The 17,867-nt window shown below is 73.1% G+C and carries 19 protein-coding genes and 1 other RNA gene; 11 read left to right on the top strand and 9 right to left on the bottom strand.

Annotation, left to right across the window (positions count from 1 at the left end; all coding sequences use genetic code 11):
• Window positions 1-10: 10 nt before the first annotated feature.
• A complete protein-coding gene (locus OG514_RS05170; RefSeq protein WP_266900751.1) occupies window positions 11-730 on the bottom strand; it encodes an ABC transporter permease in 720 nt (239 codons plus the stop codon).
• Entirely contained in the window at window positions 730-1,665 is a 936-nt protein-coding gene (locus OG514_RS05165) for an ABC transporter ATP-binding protein (protein WP_266891304.1), read from the bottom strand. Before OG514_RS05165 ends, OG514_RS05170 begins: the two co-directional genes overlap by 1 nt.
• A 275-nt stretch (window positions 1,666-1,940) precedes the next feature.
• Between OG514_RS05165 and OG514_RS05160 the strand changes: the two genes are divergently transcribed.
• The 3 genes from OG514_RS05160 to OG514_RS05150 are packed head-to-tail and all read left to right on the top strand — an operon-like array spanning window position 1,941 to window position 4,855.
• On the top strand, window positions 1,941-2,795 hold the full coding sequence (locus tag OG514_RS05160) for a MaoC/PaaZ C-terminal domain-containing protein (RefSeq protein ID WP_266891302.1): 855 nt from the start codon (window positions 1,941-1,943) through the stop codon (window positions 2,793-2,795).
• A gap of 24 nt (window positions 2,796-2,819) precedes the next feature.
• A complete protein-coding gene (locus tag OG514_RS05155; RefSeq protein ID WP_266891300.1) occupies window positions 2,820-3,896 on the top strand; it encodes a Zn-dependent alcohol dehydrogenase in 1,077 nt (358 codons plus the stop codon).
• Between the two features lie 14 nt (window positions 3,897-3,910).
• Complete coding sequence (locus OG514_RS05150; protein WP_266891298.1) at window positions 3,911-4,855, top strand: 3-oxoacyl-ACP reductase; 945 nt, start codon at window positions 3,911-3,913, stop codon at window positions 4,853-4,855.
• Between the two features lie 109 nt (window positions 4,856-4,964).
• Here OG514_RS05150 and OG514_RS05145 read toward each other — a convergent pair whose 3' ends face one another.
• On the bottom strand, window positions 4,965-5,099 hold the full coding sequence (locus tag OG514_RS05145; protein WP_266891296.1) for a hypothetical protein: 135 nt from the start codon (window positions 5,097-5,099) through the stop codon (window positions 4,965-4,967).
• A gap of 48 nt (window positions 5,100-5,147) precedes the next feature.
• A complete protein-coding gene (locus OG514_RS05140) occupies window positions 5,148-6,320 on the bottom strand; it encodes a hypothetical protein (RefSeq protein ID WP_266891294.1) in 1,173 nt (390 codons plus the stop codon).
• A 256-nt stretch (window positions 6,321-6,576) separates the two neighbouring features.
• On the opposite strand from OG514_RS05140, the gene OG514_RS05135 reads away from it, so the two are divergent.
• The 5 genes from OG514_RS05135 to OG514_RS05115 all read left to right on the top strand — a co-directional run bounded on the left by OG514_RS05135 (window position 6,577) and on the right by OG514_RS05115 (window position 11,444).
• Window positions 6,577-7,611: an ABC transporter substrate-binding protein gene (locus OG514_RS05135; RefSeq protein ID WP_266891292.1), complete on the top strand. Its 1,035-nt coding sequence runs from the start codon at window positions 6,577-6,579 to the stop codon at window positions 7,609-7,611.
• A gap of 71 nt (window positions 7,612-7,682) precedes the next feature.
• Window positions 7,683-8,501: a Nif3-like dinuclear metal center hexameric protein gene (locus OG514_RS05130; RefSeq protein ID WP_266891290.1), complete on the top strand. Its 819-nt coding sequence runs from the start codon at window positions 7,683-7,685 to the stop codon at window positions 8,499-8,501.
• Entirely contained in the window at window positions 8,498-9,241 is a 744-nt protein-coding gene (locus OG514_RS05125) for a zinc ribbon domain-containing protein (RefSeq protein WP_266900750.1), read from the top strand. Before OG514_RS05130 ends, OG514_RS05125 begins: the two co-directional genes overlap by 4 nt.
• Window positions 9,241-10,536: a bifunctional RNase H/acid phosphatase gene (locus OG514_RS05120; RefSeq protein ID WP_266891288.1), complete on the top strand. Its 1,296-nt coding sequence runs from the start codon at window positions 9,241-9,243 to the stop codon at window positions 10,534-10,536. Before OG514_RS05125 ends, OG514_RS05120 begins: the two co-directional genes overlap by 1 nt.
• A gap of 68 nt (window positions 10,537-10,604) precedes the next feature.
• Entirely contained in the window at window positions 10,605-11,444 is an 840-nt protein-coding gene (locus OG514_RS05115) for a GNAT family N-acetyltransferase (RefSeq protein WP_266891286.1), read from the top strand.
• On the opposite strand, the gene eda is transcribed toward OG514_RS05115, so the two are convergent.
• Window positions 11,425-12,099, bottom strand: coding sequence for a bifunctional 4-hydroxy-2-oxoglutarate aldolase/2-dehydro-3-deoxy-phosphogluconate aldolase (gene eda, locus OG514_RS05110; protein ID WP_266891284.1), 675 nt, complete (start codon window positions 12,097-12,099; stop codon window positions 11,425-11,427). The two genes, OG514_RS05115 and eda, sit on opposite strands and share 20 nt — an antisense overlap.
• 64 nt (window positions 12,100-12,163) lie before the next feature.
• Window positions 12,164-12,931, bottom strand: coding sequence for a peroxide stress protein YaaA (gene yaaA / locus OG514_RS05105; protein WP_266891282.1), 768 nt, complete (start codon window positions 12,929-12,931; stop codon window positions 12,164-12,166).
• A 145-nt stretch (window positions 12,932-13,076) separates the two neighbouring features.
• Between yaaA and OG514_RS05100 the strand changes: the two genes are divergently transcribed.
• Window positions 13,077-14,519, top strand: coding sequence for an RNB domain-containing ribonuclease (locus OG514_RS05100; RefSeq protein WP_266891280.1), 1,443 nt, complete (start codon window positions 13,077-13,079; stop codon window positions 14,517-14,519).
• Here the strand turns inward: OG514_RS05100 and OG514_RS05095 are convergent.
• Window positions 14,464-15,354: a hypothetical protein gene (locus OG514_RS05095; protein ID WP_266891278.1), complete on the bottom strand. Its 891-nt coding sequence runs from the start codon at window positions 15,352-15,354 to the stop codon at window positions 14,464-14,466. The genes OG514_RS05100 and OG514_RS05095 overlap by 56 nt on opposite strands.
• Complete coding sequence (locus tag OG514_RS05090; RefSeq protein ID WP_266891276.1) at window positions 15,351-16,124, bottom strand: MerR family transcriptional regulator; 774 nt, start codon at window positions 16,122-16,124, stop codon at window positions 15,351-15,353. The genes OG514_RS05095 and OG514_RS05090 overlap by 4 nt, the downstream gene beginning before the upstream one ends.
• Before the next feature lie 133 nt (window positions 16,125-16,257).
• On the opposite strand from OG514_RS05090, the gene OG514_RS05085 reads away from it, so the two are divergent.
• Window positions 16,258-16,836, top strand: a complete 579-nt coding sequence (locus tag OG514_RS05085) for a Uma2 family endonuclease (RefSeq protein ID WP_266900749.1) — start codon at window positions 16,258-16,260, stop codon at window positions 16,834-16,836.
• 46 nt (window positions 16,837-16,882) lie between these two features.
• An RNA gene (rnpB, locus tag OG514_RS05080) (RNase P RNA component class A) lies at window positions 16,883-17,281 on the top strand.
• 73 nt (window positions 17,282-17,354) lie between these two features.
• On the opposite strand, the gene OG514_RS05075 is transcribed toward rnpB, so the two are convergent.
• On the bottom strand, window positions 17,355-17,816 hold the full coding sequence (locus OG514_RS05075) for an Lrp/AsnC family transcriptional regulator (RefSeq protein WP_266891274.1): 462 nt from the start codon (window positions 17,814-17,816) through the stop codon (window positions 17,355-17,357).
• Window positions 17,817-17,867 lie beyond the last annotated feature (51 nt).

Below are 17,867 nucleotides of genomic sequence, written 5' to 3'. Positions count from 1 at the left end.
GTCCGCCCCCTCATGCCGTCTTCGCGGAACGACGGTACGAGATCGCCGCGTACGTGCCGAACAGCGTCGCCCATCCGAGCAGTACGGCCAGGGTCGCCGCCCCCGGCGCCGTCCCCTCCGCGATCTTCACGCCCAGCTCCGCGAAACGGTTCGTCGGCGTGAACTCCGAGATCGTGCGCAGCCAGTCGGGGAAGAGGACGACCGGGAACCACAGACCGCCGACGACCGCCAGCCCCAGGTTGCAGGCGACGTTCACGACACCCGTCGTCTGGGCCGTGAGCCGGTACCCGTTGCCGAGGCCGAGCAGCGTGAACGGCAGCGAGCCCAGCCAGAGCGTGACGGCGACCGCGAGCCATTGCCAGGCCGCCATGCGCACGCCGTTGACGAGTCCGCCCGCCAGGAGGACCGCGGCGATGGCCGGGAGGACGACCACCGCGCCGGTCAGGGTGCGGCCGGTCACCACCTGGAGGGGTGTCATGGGTGTGATGCGCAGCTGGCGCAACCAGCCGGTCGTCTTGTCCTCGGCGACTCCGTTGCCGACGGAGAGCGCGGCACCGAGGGCCCCGTACGCCGCCATGCCGACCATGGAGGCGGTCCGCCACTCGGGCTCGTTCTGGCCGCCGAGGTTGGTGAAGAGGAGGTACATCATCACGGGGACGCCGATGCTGCCGATGACGAATCCGGTCTCGCGCAGGGCGCGACGGACTTCGAGGCGTACGTACGCGGTGATCATCGCGCGGGCTCCAGTCGTTCGCGGTTCCGGTGGGACAGGGTGAGGAAGGCGTCGTTCAGGGAGGCGTGGGTGACCTCCAGGGAGCGGATCGCGTCCCGCGCGGCGAGGGCGCGGACCGTGGCGTCGGAGTCCTCGGTACGCAGCCGGGCGCGGTCGCCCCGGATCTCGACGGAGGTGACCCCGGGCAGCGTCCCGAGCCACTCCGTCGGGCTGCCCGCCAGGTCGAAGGAGACGAGGCTGCCGCCGGCGGCCCGCTTGAGCTCCTCGCCGGTTCCGTCGGCGACGATCCGGCCGGCGTCGAGGACGACGATCCGGTCGGCGTACGCGTCGGCCTCCTCCAGGTAGTGGGTGGAGAAGAGGACGGTGTTGCCCCGCCGTGCGTAGCCGCGCATGGCCTCCCAGAACTCCTGGCGGGCCTCGACGTCGAGGGCGGCGGTCGGCTCGTCCAGGACGACCAGCTCGGGGTTTCCGACGAGCGCGATCGCGAAGCGGACCCGCTGCGCCTGGCCCCCGGAGAGCCGGCCCACCCGGCGCCCGGCGAACTCGGTGAGTCCGGCGAGGGCGAGGGCCTCGGCGACGGGCATCGGTGACGGGTAGGTCCGGGCGACGAAGGAGACGACCTCGCCGACGGTGACCCTGGGGGTGGTGCGGCCCTCCTGGAGCATCGCGCCGACCCGCCCGGCCGCGACGGCGCGGGCCGGGGTCCCGCCGAAGAGGCGGACCCGGCCGCTGTCGGGCTCGTCGAGGCCGAGGAGCAGGCTGACGGCGGTCGACTTTCCGGCGCCGTTGCGGCCGAGCAGGGCCACCGTCTCGCCGCGCCGGACGGTGAGGTCGAGCCCGTCGGCGGCGCGGACGGCGCCGAAGGTCTTGGTCACGTCGTGAAAGGCGACCGCCGGTTCGTCGGTGTCCCTTGTCAGGGGGTCCTTTGTCATGAGGACGACGTTACGAATCCGCCGCCCCCACCGGCAGGCGCGTACGTACGGACCTGGCCGTGACAAATGTACCGAGAGACACTTCTGACGTACCGTCAGGTGGCGGCTGTCGGGAGGCTTCCCAACTCTCCCCGCCTCGGCTATACATGGGGACCACCGACCTAGAACGCGTTCTAGAACGGCCGCGTACGGGAAGGTCCCCGCACGGCCTCGGTGCGGCCGACGGTGCGGACGGCCGTGCCGAGGTCTTCCCCGCCACGAGGAGCAGCAGCCCGATGCCCATCGACCCCGCCAAGGCCGTCGCCGCCGAACCCCGCAGCGCCGAGATCTCCTGGGACCACAAGGACGTCCAGCTCTACCACCTGGGCCTGGGCGCAGGCACCCCGGCGACCGACCCCGACGAGCTCCGCTACACCCTCGAATCCAGGCTCCACGTCCTGCCCAGCTTCGCCACCGTCGCGGGCGCCGGGATGGGCGTCGTCGGCGGGCTCTCCGCCCCCGGCATCGACATCGACCTCGCGGCCGTCCTGCACGGCGGCCAGTCGATCACCCTCCACCGCCCCGTCCCCGTGGCCGGCCGGGCCGTCACCACCTCCCGCGTCGCCGCCGTGTACGACAAGGGCAAGGCGGCCGTCCTCGTCCTGCGCTCCGAGATCGCCGACGACGACGGCCCGCTGTGGACCAGCGACGCGCAGATCTTCGTACGGGGAGAGGGCGGCTGGGGCGGCGACCGCGGACCCTCCGAGCGCCTCGAACTCCCCGGCCGCGACCCCGACAAGACCGTCGAACGGCCCGTACGGGAGGACCAGGCGCTGCTCTACCGGCTCTCCGGCGACTGGAACCCGCTCCACGCCGACCCCGAGTTCGCCGCGCTCGCCGGCTTCGACCGGCCGATCCTGCACGGACTCTGCACGTACGGCATGACCCTCAAGGCGGTGGTGGACACGATGCTCGGCGGAGACGTCGCCCGCGTCCGCTCGTACCGCACCCGATTCGCCGGGATCGTCTTCCCCGGCGAGACGCTGCGCATCCGGATGTGGGCCGACGAGGGCCGCGTCCAGGTGACCGTGACGGCCGCGGAGCGCGCCGACGCGCCCGTGCTCGCCGACACCCTCGTCGAACACTCGTAGACCCATCCCGGAGGGAGCCGCACCATGCGCGCAGCCGTACTGCACGAGATCGGCCAGGACAAGCTCGAAGTCGTCGACGACGTCGAGGCGGTGGGCTTCGGCCCCGGCAAGGTGAAGATCCGGGTCCGAGCCACCGGCCTCTGCCACTCCGACGTCTCCGCGATGAGCGGCGTCCTCCCGCAGCCCGCCCCCTTCATCCCCGGCCACGAGGGCGCGGGCGAGATCCTCGACGTCGGCGACGGCGTCACCGGACTCGCCCAGGGCCAGCGGGTCCTGCTCTGCTGGCTGCCCGCCTGTGGCAGCTGTCCCGCCTGCAAGCGTGGCCAGACCCAGCTGTGCCTGGCCGGCTTCATGAACGCCGGAACACCCAACTTCAAGCGCCCCGGCGGGGACGTCTTCGGCTTCGCCGGCACCGGCACCTTCGCCGAGGAGGTCGTCGTCGACGCGGGCTGTGCCGTCCCCATCCCCGACGACGTGCCCTTCGACATCGCCGCCCTCATCGGCTGCGGCGTCACCACCGGACTCGGCGCCGCCATCAACACGGCCAAGGTGGAGGCCGGTTCCTCGGTCGCCGTCATCGGCTGTGGAGGCGTCGGCATCTCCGCGATCCAGGGCGCCAAACTCCAGGGCGCCGCCCAGATCATCGCCGTCGACCCCGTCGAGTCCCGCCGCGAGGCCGCGCTGCGCTTCGGCGCCACCGAGGCCGTCGCCCCGGACGCGCTCGCCGACGCCAAACAGCGGATCACCGCCGGCGAGGGCTTCGACTACGTCTTCGAGGTCGTCGGCAAGTCCGCCACCGCCCGCACCGCGTACGAGAACACCCGGCGCGGCGGCACCCTCTGCGTCGTCGGCGCGGGCGCCCTCGACGACTACCTCCAGCTCAGCATGTTCGAGCTGTTCTTCGACGAGAAGCGGATCCTGCCCTCCATGTACGGCGGCGGCGACGTCCTCCGCTCCTACGAGCGGGCCATCGCGCTCTGGCGGGCCGGCCGCATCGACCTGGAGTCGCTCATCACCCACCGCGTCCCGCTCGCGGGCATCAACGAGGCCCTGGAGCAGATGCGGACGGGTGCCGCGCTCCGTACCTGCATCGAGATCTGAGAGGACCCCGACCCATGTCACTCCCTCTTGAGGGACTGAGCGCGATCGTCACCGGCGCGGGCCGGGGGCTCGGCCGCGCCGAGGCCCTGGAACTGGCCCGGCTCGGCGCGGCCGTCGTCGTCAACGACTACGGCCAGCCCGGCCGCGACGGCTCGGGAGCGGCCTCCGCCGCACCCGCCGAGGAGGTCGCCGCGGAGATCCGCGCGACGGGCGGCGCAGCGGTCGCGCACCTCGGCGACATCGCCGACTTCGAGACGGCGCGGGCCCTGATCGACCTGGCCGTCGCCGAGTTCGGCAAGCTGGACATCCTGGTCAACAACGCGGGCATCCTGCGCGACCGGATGGTCTTCTCGATGAGCGAGGAGGAGTGGGACTCGGTCATACGGGTCCACCTCAAGGGCCACTTCAACACCACCCACTTTGCCGCGGTGCACTGGAGGACCCGCGCGAAGGCGGGGGAGCCCGGCGTGTACGGCCGGATCGTCAACACCTCGTCCGAGGCCTTCCTCGCCGGTTCGGCCGGTCAGCCCAACTACGCGGCGGCCAAGGGCGGCATCGTGGGCCTGACCACCTCGTCGGCACTCGCGCTCGCCCGCTACGGGGTGACGGCCAACGCCATCTGCCCGCGGGCGCGCACCCGGATGACGGAGGACGTCTTCGCCGGCTTCGCCGAGCCGACGGCCGAGGGTGACCTCGACCCGCTGTCCCCGGAGCACGTGGCGCCGCTCGTCGGCTACCTCGCCTCCCCTGCGGCGGCCGGGGTCAACGGCCAACTGCTCGTCGTCCACGGCGGGATGGTCGCGATCGTGGACCGGCCCAAGGTCGCGGCGAAGTTCGACACGGCCAAGGAGGCGTTCACGTACGAGGAACTCGACGGCCTCCTGACCCCGCACTACGCGTCCCGCCCGGCGGGCGAGACGTTCGCGGCGTCGGAGGTGCTCGGCCTGAAGAAGGGCTGAGACCGGGCGACCACCGGCCGGGGTGCGGTTCGGCCGGGGGGATGGTGGGGAAGACGAAGGGCCCCGGGGTGACCCGGGGCCCTTCGCCCTACCGCTCCCTGAACCGGCCTCAGCGGCCGTGCGCGTCGGGCTCGCGGCGGTGGCGGCCGTGCGGGGAGGACGCGGAGTCCTCCGTCGGCGCGGCCTCACCGCGGTGCTTGCCGGAGCCGTTCCGCTCCTGCCCGTCCGTGCTGGTTTCCGACATGGTCGAACTCACCCCGTTGACATCGGTCCTGCTGTGCAGCCCGAGAGTCTAGCCAGCGGGTTTCCCGTCGGTGAGAGGAGCCTGCTGCAACGGCACCGGACGGCACACCCGGGGCTCCTCGACGACCTCCGCCGCCATCGGCCCGGGGGCCGCCCCGGGCCCCGGTTCGGGCTCCGTCGGCAGCTCCACGTCGGCCAGCCCGCACGGCGCCCCGGCCGTCGCGTACGGCAGCCGGAGCACGCCCCCGGCCGTCCACAGGCCCGCCCCCGCCTGCCACCCCACGGGTGCGGCCAGTTGGCCCATCCGGCGGGCCGAGGGTTGCCAGGTTCCCACCCAGCTGCCGCCCGCCGCGTCGATCCGCAGCGCCACCGCGCAGCTCTCCGGCATCAGTACCTGCCCCGGCTGCACGGCGAACGGCGTCACCGCCGCGTCGTCCAGCCGCAGACACTCCGGGAACCGCACCGGCAACAGGCTCCCGAGCACACCCCAGCCCAGCCGGTCGTGCCCCGGTGACGGTGCGTCGGAACGGATCAGCAGCAGCCCGCTGTCCGGATCCGCCAGGAGCAGCCGGTCGTTGCTGTCCTCGGCGATCTGCAGCAGCGGCGTCACCTCCCCGCCCCGCTCCAGGTCGACGGCGACCGCCTTCACCGGCCCGCCGTCGAGCCGCCGGTCGAGCGCGAGCATCCGGCCCGTACGGTCGAGCCACACCCCGCCCGAGCAGCGGCCCTTGACCTCCGCCACCTGCCCGGGACCGAAGGCCCCGCCCGCGACCAGCCACAGGGATGTCGTGTCGGGACCCACGCACATCGCGTACGCGCAGATGCCGTCCGGCGAGGGCGGCAGCAGCACCAGGTGCTCGGAGCCCGGGGCCTCCACGGCGCCGAGCCGCAGCTCCCCGGTGGCCGGGCCCGTGGGGTAGAGCAGCGAGAACGTGTTCCGCCGCCCGTCCACCCGGCGGGCCACCAGGACCCGGCCGTCGGCGAGGGGCAGCAACTGGGTGCCGGGCTCCTCCGGCTGGTCGAGGGGGAGCGGGACGGCGTACGGCTCCGGGCCGTCGAGGGTCCACCTCTCCACGTACAGGGCGTCCCCGTCGCCTGCGAGCCTGGCCGCGTACGCGCCGTTCGCCGTGATCGTGAAGCCCGTCGGCCAGGCGGCGCCCCCGGGGCGCTCCCCGTCGCGGTCGTCGTCCTCGGCCGTGGTCTCGATGGCACACGCTGTCATCGACTCGTCACCTCCGGCCACGAAGCTAGTTTTCGCACTTCCAGCCGAACAACACGAGCAGGGTCACTTCACACATAAGGGTGGCTGTGCGGCGATTCGACTGAGGGGTGGGGGGCGGTTGTGCTGGAGTTACCGGTGGTGAGTAAGGTAAGGCGAACCTAAACGGAGCCTGTGACTCCGCCCGTTCACCCGGACGGACGTACGCTCCGGCCGGTCGCGCCCGTATCCCCGCCAGGACACGTACAGGAGCCTTCTCATGTCCCTCCGCCGTCGCGGCACCGCCGCCGCCGTCGCCCTCGCCGCCGCCCTTTCGCTCGCGGCCTGCGGCGGAGGCGACGGATCCGACGCCTCCGCGAAGGAGGACGCGACCAAGAAGAAGGACGTCGCCACCGGCGGCAAGGACTTCGGCGACGCCGCCGCGAAGACCGCGGCCATGGGTACGGACGCCAAGGCCGGCCAGTTCCCGCGCACCCTCACCCACGCCCTCGGCAAGACCGAGCTGAAGGCCGCCCCCAAGCGGGTCGTCGTCCTCGACGTCGGCGAGTTCGACAACGTCGTCTCCCTCGGCATCCAGCCCGTCGGCTACGCCCCCGCCGAAGGCGACGACGGCATCCCCGGCTACCTCAAGAAGGACGCCGGCACCCCGAAGTCCGTCGGCACGATCAACAACCTCAACCTCGAGGCGATCGCCAACCTCCAGCCCGACCTGATCCTCGGCAGCCAGCTGCGCGCCGCCGACAAGTACGACGAGCTGTCGAAGATCGCGCCGACCGTGTTCTCCATCCGTCCGGGCTTCACCTGGAAGGAGAACTACCTCCTCAACGCCGCCGCGCTCGACAAGACCTCCGAGGCGAAGGAGAAGCTCGCCGCGTACGAGACCAAGGCGAAGCAGCTCGGCACGGACCTCGGCACGAACAAGCCGACCGTCTCGATGGTCCGCTACCTCCCCGGCAAGATCCGCCTGTACGCGAAGGCGTCCTTCATCGGCACGATCCTTGAGGACACCGGCCTGCCGCGGCCCGAGAACCAGCAGATCGACGACCTCGCGGCCGAGATCAGCCCGGAGAAGATCGACGAGGCCGACGGCGACTGGATCTTCACCGGCGTGTACGGCGAGGCCAAGGCCACCAAGAAGGACACCGCCCAGGCCAACCCGCTCTGGAAGAACCTCAAGGCCGTCAAGGCCGGCCAGGCCAAGGACGTCCCGGACGAGACCTGGTACCTCGGCCTCGGCGTGACGGCGGCGAACAGCGTCCTCGACGACCTGCGCGGCTACCTCGTGAAGAAGTGACGGAAGCGGACTTCCGTACACCCGGACACCGGGCCGGACTGCGGGGCACTGAGGACAGGTAGCCTTTCCTCGTGCCCCGCCTGTCTGAAGTCATCGCCACGCTCGACACCCTCTGGCCACCAGAGCGGGCCGAGTCGTGGGACGCCGTCGGCACCGTCTGCGGTGACCCCGACGCCGAGGTCACCCGTGTGCTCTTCGCCGTCGACCCCGTCCAGGAGATCGCCGACGAGGCGATCGCTCTCGGCGCCGACCTGATCGTCACCCACCACCCGCTCTATCTGCGCGGGACGACGACCGTCGCGGCCGGCCACTTCAAGGGCCGCGTCGTGCACAGCCTCATCAAGCACGACATCGCCCTCCACGTCGCGCACACCAACGCCGACACCGCCGACCCCGGCGTCTCCGACGCCCTCGCCGGCGCCCTCGACCTCCGCGTCACCGGCCCCCTCGTGCCCGAGAACAACCTCGGCCGGATCTGCGAGCTCGACCACCCCGAGACCCTCGCCGAGTTCGCCGCCCGCGCGGCGAAGCGGCTGCCCGCCACCGCGCAGGGCATCCGGATCGCGGGCGACCCCGGCATGACCGTGCGCCGCGTCGCCGTCAGCGGCGGCTCCGGCGACAGCCTCTTCGACGCCGTACGGGCCGCCGGAGTGGACGCCTTCCTCACCGCCGACCTGCGCCACCACCCCGTCTCGGAGGCGACCCAGCAGTCGCCTCTGGGCCTGGTCGACGCCGCCCACTGGGCCACCGAATGGCCCTGGTGCGAGCAGGCGGCCGCCCAGCTCGACGAGATTTCCGACCGTCACGGCTGGGACCTCCGCGTCCACGTCTCGAAGACGGTCACCGACCCCTGGTCCTCCCACCACACCTCCCCTGGAGCCCCCAACTGAACGCCGCGCCCGCCGACCAGATCCGCCTCCTCGACGTCCAGGCCCTCGACGTCCGCCTCCAGCAGCTCGCGCACAAGCGCCGGTCGCTGCCCGAGCACGCCGAGATCGAGTCGCTGACCAAGGACCTCACCCAGCTGCGTGACCTGCTCGTCGCCGCGCAGACCGAGGAGAGCGACTGCGGCCGTGAGCAGACCAAGGCCGAGCAGGACGTCGACCAGGTCCGTCAGCGGGCCGCGCGCGACCAGCAGCGCCTCGACTCCGGCGCCGTGTCCTCCCCGAAGGACCTGGAGAGCCTGCAGCGCGAGATCGTCTCGCTCGCCAAGCGCCAGGGCGACCTGGAGGAGATCGTCCTTGAGGTCATGGAGCGCCGCGAGTCCGTGCAGGAGCGCCTCGCCGAGCTGACCGAGCGGGTCTCCGCCGTCCAGGCCAAGACGGACGACGCGACCGCACGCCGCGACGCCGCCGAGGGCGAGCTCGACGCCGAGGAGGCGTCCGTGGAGAAGGAGCGCGAGCTCGTCGCGGGCACCGTCCCGGCGGACCTCCTGAAGCTGTACGAGAAGCTGCGCGTCCAGCAGGGCGGCGTCGGTGCGGCCCGGCTGTACCAGCGCAAGTGCGAGGGCTGCCACATCGAGCTCAACATCACCGAGGTGAACGAGGTCCGTGCCGCCGCCAAGGACGAGGTCCTGCGCTGCGAGAACTGCCACCGCATCCTCGTCCGCACCTCGGAGTCCGGCCTGTAATGACGTCTCCGTCCCCGTCTTCGCGTGAGGTGATCGTCGAGGCCGACGGGGGTTCCCGGGGCAACCCGGGGCCCGCGGGGTACGGGGCGGTCGTCCTCGACCCCGTGACGGGCGAGACGCTCGCGGAGGCGGCCGAGTACATCGGTGTGGCGACGAACAACGTCGCCGAGTACAAGGGCCTGGTCGCGGGCCTGAAGGCGGCGCGGGCACTGTTCCCCGACGTCACCGTCCACGTCCGGATGGACTCCAAGCTGGTCGTGGAGCAGATGTCCGGCCGCTGGAAGATCAAGCACCCGGACATGAAGCCGCTGGCGGCCGAGGCGGGCCGGGTCTTCCCGGCGGGCCGGGTCCGCTACGAGTGGATCCCGCGCGAGCGCAACAAGCACGCGGACCGGCTCGCGAACGAGGCGATGGACGCGGGCAAGCAGGGCCGCCAGTGGGAACCGTCCGCGTCGACGGCCGCGCTGGACACCTCGGCCGCCCGCAACGCCGCGACCCCGCCCCCGTCGGGCCCGCCCGGCGACGCGACAGCGGGCGCGGCCCGCGCCCGCGCGGCGCTCGGTGCGCGGCCGGGCGGAACGGAGGCCACCGGGCCCACCGCCCCGGCCGCCCAGCCGGCCCCCGCCACCACGGCCGCCCCAGGTCAGGGCTGGTCCGGCGGGCCCGACATGAGCGCGCCCGCCACCTTCGTACTCCTGCGCCACGGCGAGACCGCGCTCACGCCCGAGAAGCGGTTCTCCGGGAGCGGGGGCACCGATCCCGAGCTCTCGGCGGCCGGGCTCCGGCAGGCCGAGGCCGTCGCGGCGGCGCTGGCCGCACGCGGGACCATCCAGGAGATCGTCAGCTCGCCGCTCACCCGCTGCCGCCAGACCGCCGCCGCCGTCGCCGCCCGCCTCGGGCTCGACGTGCACGTCGAGCAGGGGCTGCGCGAGACCGACTTCGGCGCGTGGGAAGGGCTGACCTTCGGCGAGGTGCGGGAGCGCCACCCCGAGGACCTCGACGCCTGGCTCGCCTCGCCGAAGGCCGCGCCCACCGGCGGCGGCGAGAGCTTCGCGACCGTCGCCCGGCGCGTCGCCGCGACTCGGGACCGGCTGACCGCCGCCCACGCGGGCCGGACCGTCCTCCTGGTCACCCACGTCACGCCGATCAAGACCCTGGTGCGGCTCGCGCTCGGCGCCCCGCCGGAGTCGCTGTTCCGGATGGAGCTGTCGGCCGCGTCGATCTCGGCGGTCGCCTACTACGCCGACGGCAACGCGTCCGTACGGCTCCTCAACGACACCTCCCACCTGCGGTAGCCGGGCAGGGGCGGCGAGCCCCCGCAAAGGGCTGGCGCGGGGACCACGCCCCGTACCACCATCCCGTCATGACCTGGCACTTCACCGAAGACACCGCCGCCTTCCGCGCCGCGGCGGGGGAACACCTCGCCGCCGAGCCCGCCCGTAACACCGCCGTGCTCACCCTCATGGACCGGGCGGACCGGCTGGGCTGGTGGGCCGAGCCCGACGGCCGGGTCACCGGGGTCCTCGCGGTCTCCCCGTCCGGGGTCCTCGACCTCGGGGCGACCACGGAGGAGGCGGCCCTCGCCCTCGCCTGCCGAGCGGGGGAGGAGCCCGTCCTCGCCCTCCGAGCGGGTCAGGAGCCCACGGAGGTCCGTGGCGAGACGGGCACGGTGGAGGCGTACGCGGAGGCCTCCGGCCGCCCCTGGGCGCCGGTCGTCCGGATGCGGCTCTTCCGGCTCGGCGAGCCGACCCCGCCGGACCCGGCCCCGGCCGGCCGGCACCGGATCGCGACCGAGGCCGACGTCCCGCTCGTCGCGGCCTGGACGAGGGAGTTCGCGGAGGCCATCGGGGACGAGCCCGCCGATGACTACACCGGCTTCGTCACCGAGCGGATCTCCGAGGGCCGCCTGATCCTCTGGGACACGCCCGGCGGCCGCGCGGTCTCGATGGCCGCCGTCTCCCGCACGATCGAGGGCCAGGCCCGCGTCCACCTCGTCTACACCCCGCGCGCCGAGCGCGGCCACGGGTATGCGGCGGGGGCCACCGAGGCCGTCGGTCGGCTCGCGGCCGACGCCCTCGGTGCCGCCCAGGTCCTGCTCTTCACGGACCTCTCCAACCCCACCAGCAACGCCCTCTACCAGCGCCTCGGCTACCGCCCGGTGGCCGACCACCTGGGCGTCGCGTTCAACGGACCCGCCCGTTGACGGGCCCCCGCAGCGCCGCCGCCTCCCGCGCCAGCGTCTCCACCCGGGCCCAGTCGCGGGCGGCGAGGGCGTCGGGCGGCAGCATCCACGTACCGCCGACGCAGCCGACGTTCGGCAGCGCGAGGTAGGCGGGGGCGGAGGCGAGGGAGACCCCGCCCGTCGGGCAGAAACGGGCCTGGGGGAGCGGCCCCGACAGGGACTTCAGGTACGGGACGCCGCCCGCCGCCTCGGCCGGGAAGAACTTCATCTCCTCCACGCCCCGTTCGAGCAGCGCCACGACCTCCGAGGTCGTCGACACCCCCGGCAGGAACGGCACTCCGGACTCCCGCATCGCGCCGAGCAGCCGCTCCGTCCACCCGGGGCTGACCAGGAACCGGGCCCCGGCGCCCACCGCGTCGGCGACTCCGGCGACCGAGACGACCGTGCCCGCGCCGACGACCGCGTCCGGCACCTCGGCCGCGATCGCGCGTACGGCGTCGAGCGCGGCCGGGGTGCGCAGGGTGACCTCGACGAGCGGCAGCCCGCCGGCCACCAGGGCCCGGGCCAGCGGCACGGCGTCGGCGGCGTCCTCGATCACGACCACCGGGACGACGGGGACGCCGGGGGTTCCCGGGACAGGGGAGGCTTCCGGGGCAAGGTCGAACACGCTCGTCATGGGCCTCATCCTGCCCACGGCGAGCGTCACACGCAACGAGCGTTGCGCAGGGTGCAACGAGTGATTAGTGGATCTCGTCCACCAGCACGTCGAGCGCCCCCGGCTTCCCGCTCTCCTCCACCACGTACCGCAGGTCCCGCAGCGCCACCACCAGCTCCTCCGTCGAGCGCGGCACCGCGCCCGCCTCCAGGAGACTCCGGACGATCCGGCCCTTCGTCGCCTTGTTGAAGTGGCTGACCACCTTCCGGGTCGGCGCGTGCAGCACCCGCACCGTCGCCGTCCGCGCCGCCACCTCCCCCTTCGGCTTCCACGCGGACGCGTACGCCGACGAACGCAGGTCCAGGACAAGACCGTCCCCGGCCGCCTCGGGAAGGACGGACGCCATCGAGTCCCGCCAATGCCCGCCGAGCGCGCCGAGCCCCGGCAGCTTGACCCCCATCGAGCAGCGGTACGACGGAATCCGGTCGGTCACCCGCACAGCGCCCCACAGCCCCGAGAACACGAGCAGGGACCGCCCCGCCCGCCTCTTGGCCGCCGCGTCCAGGGACGCCAGACCCAGCGCGTCGTACAGCACACCCGTGTAGATCTCCCCGGCCGGCCGCGCGCCCGCCGTCCGCAGGTCCACGTTCTTCGCGACCTCGCCGCGCAGGCCCTCGCTCAGGCCCAGCACCACGCGCGCCTTCTCCTCGTCGGCCGCGCACAGCTCGACCAGCTCGTCCAGGACGGCCGCCCGCGCCTCCGCGAGCCCCGGCAGGGACAGCGACTCCGGCTTGAGCGGCGCCCCGCGCCCCGAGGAGGCCTTGCCCTCGGAGGGCGGCAACAGCACGAGCACGGTGGTTCTCCTTCGTCCGTACGGGGATGGGGGTGCGGCCCCAGGAGCCCAGCGTACGAGGTGCCGCACCCCTCCCCGCACGGACAGGCGCCGCGCCCACCCCCTACGAGGTGCCGCCCCCCGCCCCGCCCCATACGCTCGGTCCATGCCCCGCCGCCACATTCACGTGACCGGCGCAGCCGAGGCTCCGCTGCGGGCCGCCCTGCGCGCACTCCGTACCGAGCTCGCGATCCCCGAGGACTTCCCGCCGGCCGTCCTCGCCGAAGCCGAGGCCGTCGCGAAAGCCCCCCGGCTCCCTGCGTACGACGCCACCGACCTGCCCTTCTTCACCGTCGACCCGCCGACCTCCACCGACCTCGACCAGGCCATGCACCTGGCCCGCAGGTCCGACGGCGGCTACCGCGTCCACTACGCCATCGCCGACGTCGCCGCCTTCGTCACCCCCGGCTCCGCCCTCGACGCCGAGGCCCACCGGCGCGTCCTCACCCTCTACTTCCCCGACGGCAAGGTCCCCCTCCACCCCACCGTCCTCTCCGAGGGCGCCGCCAGCCTCCTCCCCGGCGAGCCCCGCCCCGCCCTCCTGTGGCGCATCGACCTCGACGCGGAAGGCCGCCGCGTCGCCACCGACGTCCGCCGCGCCCTCGTCCGCAGCCGCGCCAAACTCGACTACGCGGGCGTGCAGAAGCAGATCGACACGGGCACGGCCGAGGAACCCGTCGCCCTCCTCCGCGACATCGGACGCCTCCGCGAAGCCCTCGAAGCCGAACGCGGCGGGATCTCCCTCAACGCCCCCGAACAGGAGATCGTCGAGCAGGACCACACCTACTCCCTCGCCTACCGGGCCCCGCTCCCCGCCGACGGCTGGAACGCCCAGATCTCCCTCCTCACCGGCATGGCCGCCGCCGACCTCATGACCGCCGCCGGCACCGGCATCCTGCGCACCCTCCCCACCGCCCCCGACGGCGCCGTCGCCCGCCTGCGCCGCTCCGCGCAGGCCCTCGGCGTCGACTGGCCCCACCACGTCTCGTACGCCGACGTCGTCCGCTCCGCCGACCCCACCGACCCGCGCCACGCCGCCTTCCTCCAGGAGTGCACCACCCTGCTCCGCGGCGCCGGATACACCGTCTTCACCGACGGCCACATCCCCACCCCCGCCGTGCACGCCGCCGTCGCCGACGAGTACACCCACTGCACCGCGCCCCTGCGCCGCCTCGTCGACCGGTACGCGGGCGAGCTGTGCGTCGCGGCCGTGGCGGGCGACGAACCGCCCGAGTGGGTACGCGCCGCCCTGCCCGCCCTCCCCGACGAGATGGCCGACGGCTCGCGCCGCGCGAACACCGTCGAACGCGAGAGCGTCGACATCGTCGAGGCGGCGCTCCTGCGGGAACGCGTCGGCGAGATCTTCGACGCGTACGTGATCGACGTGAAGGAACGCGAACCGGCCGTCGGCACCGTCCACCTCGACGACCCGGCGGTCGTCGCCCGCATCGAGGGCGGCGACTCCCGCCTGCCGCTGGGGGAGTGGCTGCGGGTCAGACTCGCGGAAGCGGACCCGGGAACGGCGAAGGTGCTGTTCGCGCCCGCGTGACGGCCGGGCCCAGCTCGCGGTACAGGGCGCGCGCGTCGTCGGCGTGGAACCGGATCAGCTGTACGGGCCGGGGCGCGCCGAAGAAGCGGGGCGCGTCGACGGGCTCGGCCAGCTCGATCGTGAGGGAGGTCTGCGAACCGACGGCGAGGTTCAGCTCGCCCTCGGCCTTCTCGTGCGAGAACACCAGCTCGTGACGGACGGACGCGATCCGGTCGAGGGGCACGGACACGTCGACGTGCGCGGCCTGCCGCAGCCGCAGGACGTCCCCGGCGAGGGTGTGCGGGCGGGTCACGGAGGCGGCGTGAAGCCCGAGGACGAAGAGCACGGTGTAGACGTCCAGGACGAGCACGATCGCGTGGACGACGGGCCAGTCGGCGAGCAGATACGACATGCCGACGCTCTCGATCAGGCACACGAACGCGAAGCCGGACATGAGCGCTGCCTGGTCCCGCGCGTGCGGGAACACCCCGTCGACGCCCTCGACCCCGTGTGGGCGCCGTGCCACCCACCGCCCCAGACTCGCCATGATCCGCAGCTCGTGCCCCATGATCCGCAGCACCGGCCCGGGCACGAGCTCGTGGACGGCAGCCCGCCGGGAGAACCCCCTCCGGCGCAGGCGCAGATAGGCGAGCCCTTCGGCGAGGAGGAGCGCGACCATGAGGAGCTCGGCGCCGGCCCACACGGCGGCGGATATCCGGACCCCACCGACGAGAAGGACGGCGAGGACGACCTCGGCGGGGAGAGCGACGTAGGCGACGAGGCGGAGAAGCCGGAGCCCGCCACTTCTGCGGCCGGTGATGGGCTCTGCCGACGTCGTCGCTCCTGCTCCGGTCATCGGCTCTGCTCCCGTCGGTCCCGGACCAGGCGCATCGCCAGGTGGATGGCCGCGGACTGCGCCGGGGCGAGGTCCGCGAAGAGGGTGTCTGCGAGGGAGGTGTCGGACGTACCGGTGGTGCCGCCCGGCGCGGCGGCCGGGATCTCGACCCCCAGTTCGTCCGGCAGGCAGGCGGCGAGCACCCGCGCCGCCTCGGCGACCCGGGGGTCGTCCGGCTCCGCCCCGGAGAGGGCGTCGAGCAGCGGGTACACCTCGTGCGCGTGCTCCGCCGCCCCCTCCATCAGGCCCATCAGCCGGGCCCGTTCCCTCTCGGGTACGACGACGTCGAGCAGGGCCAGGATCTCCCGGTCCTTCGCCGCCATCGGGGACTCGGGCAGTTCGCCCAGGCCCGCGAGCAGGGCGGTGAGCTCCGGCGACATGGGCCCGTCGGCGGGGAGCCGCCCGGCCCGGGCCTCGTCGAGGAGCGCGGAGAGACGTTCCCGGCGCGCCCGGATCTCCGCCTCCTGCCGTGCCAGGTCCTCCGCGAGCTCCTCCAGCACGTCCGCGAGGCCCCGCCCCTCGTCGTCGGCGAGCACTCCCCGTACCTCGTCGAGCCCGAGCCCCAGCTCGGTGAGCCGCCGGATACGTGCGAGCAGTACGGCGTCCCGGACGCCGTACTCCCGGTATCCGTTGGCCCGCCGCGCGGGCTCGGGCAGCAGGCCCGACTGGTGGTAGTGCCGCACGGCGCGGGGGGTGACCCCGACCAGGGCGGCGATCTCGCCGATACGCATGCGCCCAGTAGAAACCCTGACGCTGCGGCAAGGTCAAGCGTGGTCCGCCGTACCGTCCGGATCATGTGCCACGATCGAGGGAACGACCCCCATCCGATGGACGGCAGGTGCCTCGATGTCCGAGTCTGACGACATGACTGCCATGCCGCACGATTCGCTCACGCGGGCGGACATCCTGGTGGAGGGCTTTCTGGCGCTGGGCACGCCGGAGGGCTTCCGCGCGGAGCTGATCGAGGGGGAGATCGTCGTGACGCCGCCGCCGGACGGGGACCACGAGAAGTACATCAGCCGCATCCTCAGGCAGGTGATCAGGAAATCGGCGACCGACATGGATGCCTCGGGGAACAAGGGCCTCAAGATGGCGAGTGCTGCGGAGCGACCGAGGAACCACGTCATCCCGGACCTCACGTTCGCCCCCGTCGACGCCGACCTGTTCGCGGGAGCCGACCCCTGGATGCCTGGTGACGGTGTCGTGATGGTGCTGGAGGTCACCTCCAGCCGGCCGAACGCCGACCGCGAGACCGAGCGGCGCTGCTACGCCGGCGGAGGCGTCCCGCTCTACTTGCTGGTCGACCGGGACACGTCCACCGTGACGCTCTTCACCGACCCGGAACGCGGCGACTATCGCGAGCTTCACGCCGTGCCGTTCGGCAAGCCCCTTCCCCTCCCCGCCCCCTTCGGCTTCGACCTGGAGACGGCCGACTTCCTCTGAGGCCGGCCGCCTCCGAAACGGCGGGTAGCATGGTCGGCACGGCAGACGAGCCGGGCGGGCGGCCGCGTGGAGATCCTCGGATCTTCCCGAGGAACGTCCGGGCTCCACAGAGCAGGGTGGTGGCTAACGGCCACCCGGGGTGACCCGCGGGACAGTGCCACAGAAAACAGACCGCCGGGGACTTCGGTCCTCGGTAAGGGTGAAACGGTGGTGTAAGAGACCACCAGCGCCTGAGGTGACTCAGGCGGCTAGGTAAACCCCACTCGGAGCAAGGTCAAGAGGGGACACTTCGGTGTCCCTGCGCGGATGTTCGAGGGCTGCTCGCCCGAGTCCGCGGGTAGACCGCAGGAGGCCGGCGGCAACGCCGGTCCTAGATGGATGGCCGTCGCCCCGACGACCGCGAGGTCCCGGGGCACAGAACCCGGCGTACAGCCCGACTCGTCTGTCGGCCCACGTGAGAAGGGCCCTCGCCCAGGCAATGCGCCTGGGCGGGGGCCCTTTTCGTTCGACCGGCCCGGTCATCCCGGCAGCGGCGGGTCACCGAGCCGCGGCGAGACCGGCCGCTCGAAGAAGGTCTCCAGGACGACCGTGGCCTGCGTTCCGCTGACCCCGTCGATGGCGTAGATGCGGCGCAGCACGTCCTGCAGCTGCTCGGTGGTGGCCGTCCTGACCTTCACCAGCACCGACGCGCTGCCGGCGATGACGTGCGCCTCCAGGATCTCGGGGAGCGCGGCGAAGTCCTGCGCCGAATCGCCCATCCAGGAGACCGAGTCGACCATCACGTAGGCCAGGACGGCGCTGCCCACCGCCGCGGGATCCACCTCCACGGTGGTGCGCCGGATCGCACCGCGTTCCCTCAGCTTCCGCACGCGCTCATGGGCCGCCCCGGCGGAGAGGCCCACGGCCTGGCCCAGTGCGGCGTAGGACTGGGTGGCGTCCTGCTGGAGCTCCGCCAGCAGGACGCGATCGATTTGATCCACAACTCTCCGTTCGGGTTGATCTTGCGATGACCGTATCTCATCCACCAATCT

The organism is Streptomyces sp. NBC_00572 (assembly GCF_026341815.1).
Classification (GTDB): Bacteria; Actinomycetota; Actinomycetes; order Streptomycetales; family Streptomycetaceae; genus Streptomyces.
This window is presented reverse-complemented; position numbering and strand designations above follow the sequence as displayed.

Excerpts from the sequence above, each read along its gene's own strand:
- OG514_RS05090 (WP_266891276.1), bottom strand. The coding sequence starts at position 16,124 with ATGCGTATCGGCGAGATCGCCGCCCTGGTCGGGGTCACCCCCCGCGCC.
- OG514_RS05150 (WP_266891298.1), top strand. The coding sequence starts at position 3,911 with ATGTCACTCCCTCTTGAGGGACTGAGCGCGATCGTCACCGGCGCGGGC.
- OG514_RS05115 (WP_266891286.1), top strand. The coding sequence starts at position 10,605 with ATGACCTGGCACTTCACCGAAGACACCGCCGCCTTCCGCGCCGCGGCG.
- OG514_RS05135 (WP_266891292.1), top strand. The coding sequence starts at position 6,577 with ATGTCCCTCCGCCGTCGCGGCACCGCCGCCGCCGTCGCCCTCGCCGCC.
- OG514_RS05140 (WP_266891294.1), bottom strand. The coding sequence starts at position 6,320 with ATGACAGCGTGTGCCATCGAGACCACGGCCGAGGACGACGACCGCGAC.
- OG514_RS05085 (WP_266900749.1), top strand. The coding sequence starts at position 16,258 with ATGACTGCCATGCCGCACGATTCGCTCACGCGGGCGGACATCCTGGTG.
- OG514_RS05100 (WP_266891280.1), top strand. The coding sequence starts at position 13,077 with ATGCCCCGCCGCCACATTCACGTGACCGGCGCAGCCGAGGCTCCGCTG.
- OG514_RS05165 (WP_266891304.1), bottom strand. The coding sequence starts at position 1,665 with ATGACAAAGGACCCCCTGACAAGGGACACCGACGAACCGGCGGTCGCC.
- eda (WP_266891284.1), bottom strand. The coding sequence starts at position 12,099 with ATGACGAGCGTGTTCGACCTTGCCCCGGAAGCCTCCCCTGTCCCGGGA.
- OG514_RS05120 (WP_266891288.1), top strand. The coding sequence starts at position 9,241 with ATGACGTCTCCGTCCCCGTCTTCGCGTGAGGTGATCGTCGAGGCCGAC.
- OG514_RS05095 (WP_266891278.1), bottom strand. The coding sequence starts at position 15,354 with ATGACCGGAGCAGGAGCGACGACGTCGGCAGAGCCCATCACCGGCCGC.
- OG514_RS05155 (WP_266891300.1), top strand. The coding sequence starts at position 2,820 with ATGCGCGCAGCCGTACTGCACGAGATCGGCCAGGACAAGCTCGAAGTC.
- OG514_RS05145 (WP_266891296.1), bottom strand. The coding sequence starts at position 5,099 with ATGTCGGAAACCAGCACGGACGGGCAGGAGCGGAACGGCTCCGGCAAG.
- OG514_RS05160 (WP_266891302.1), top strand. The coding sequence starts at position 1,941 with ATGCCCATCGACCCCGCCAAGGCCGTCGCCGCCGAACCCCGCAGCGCC.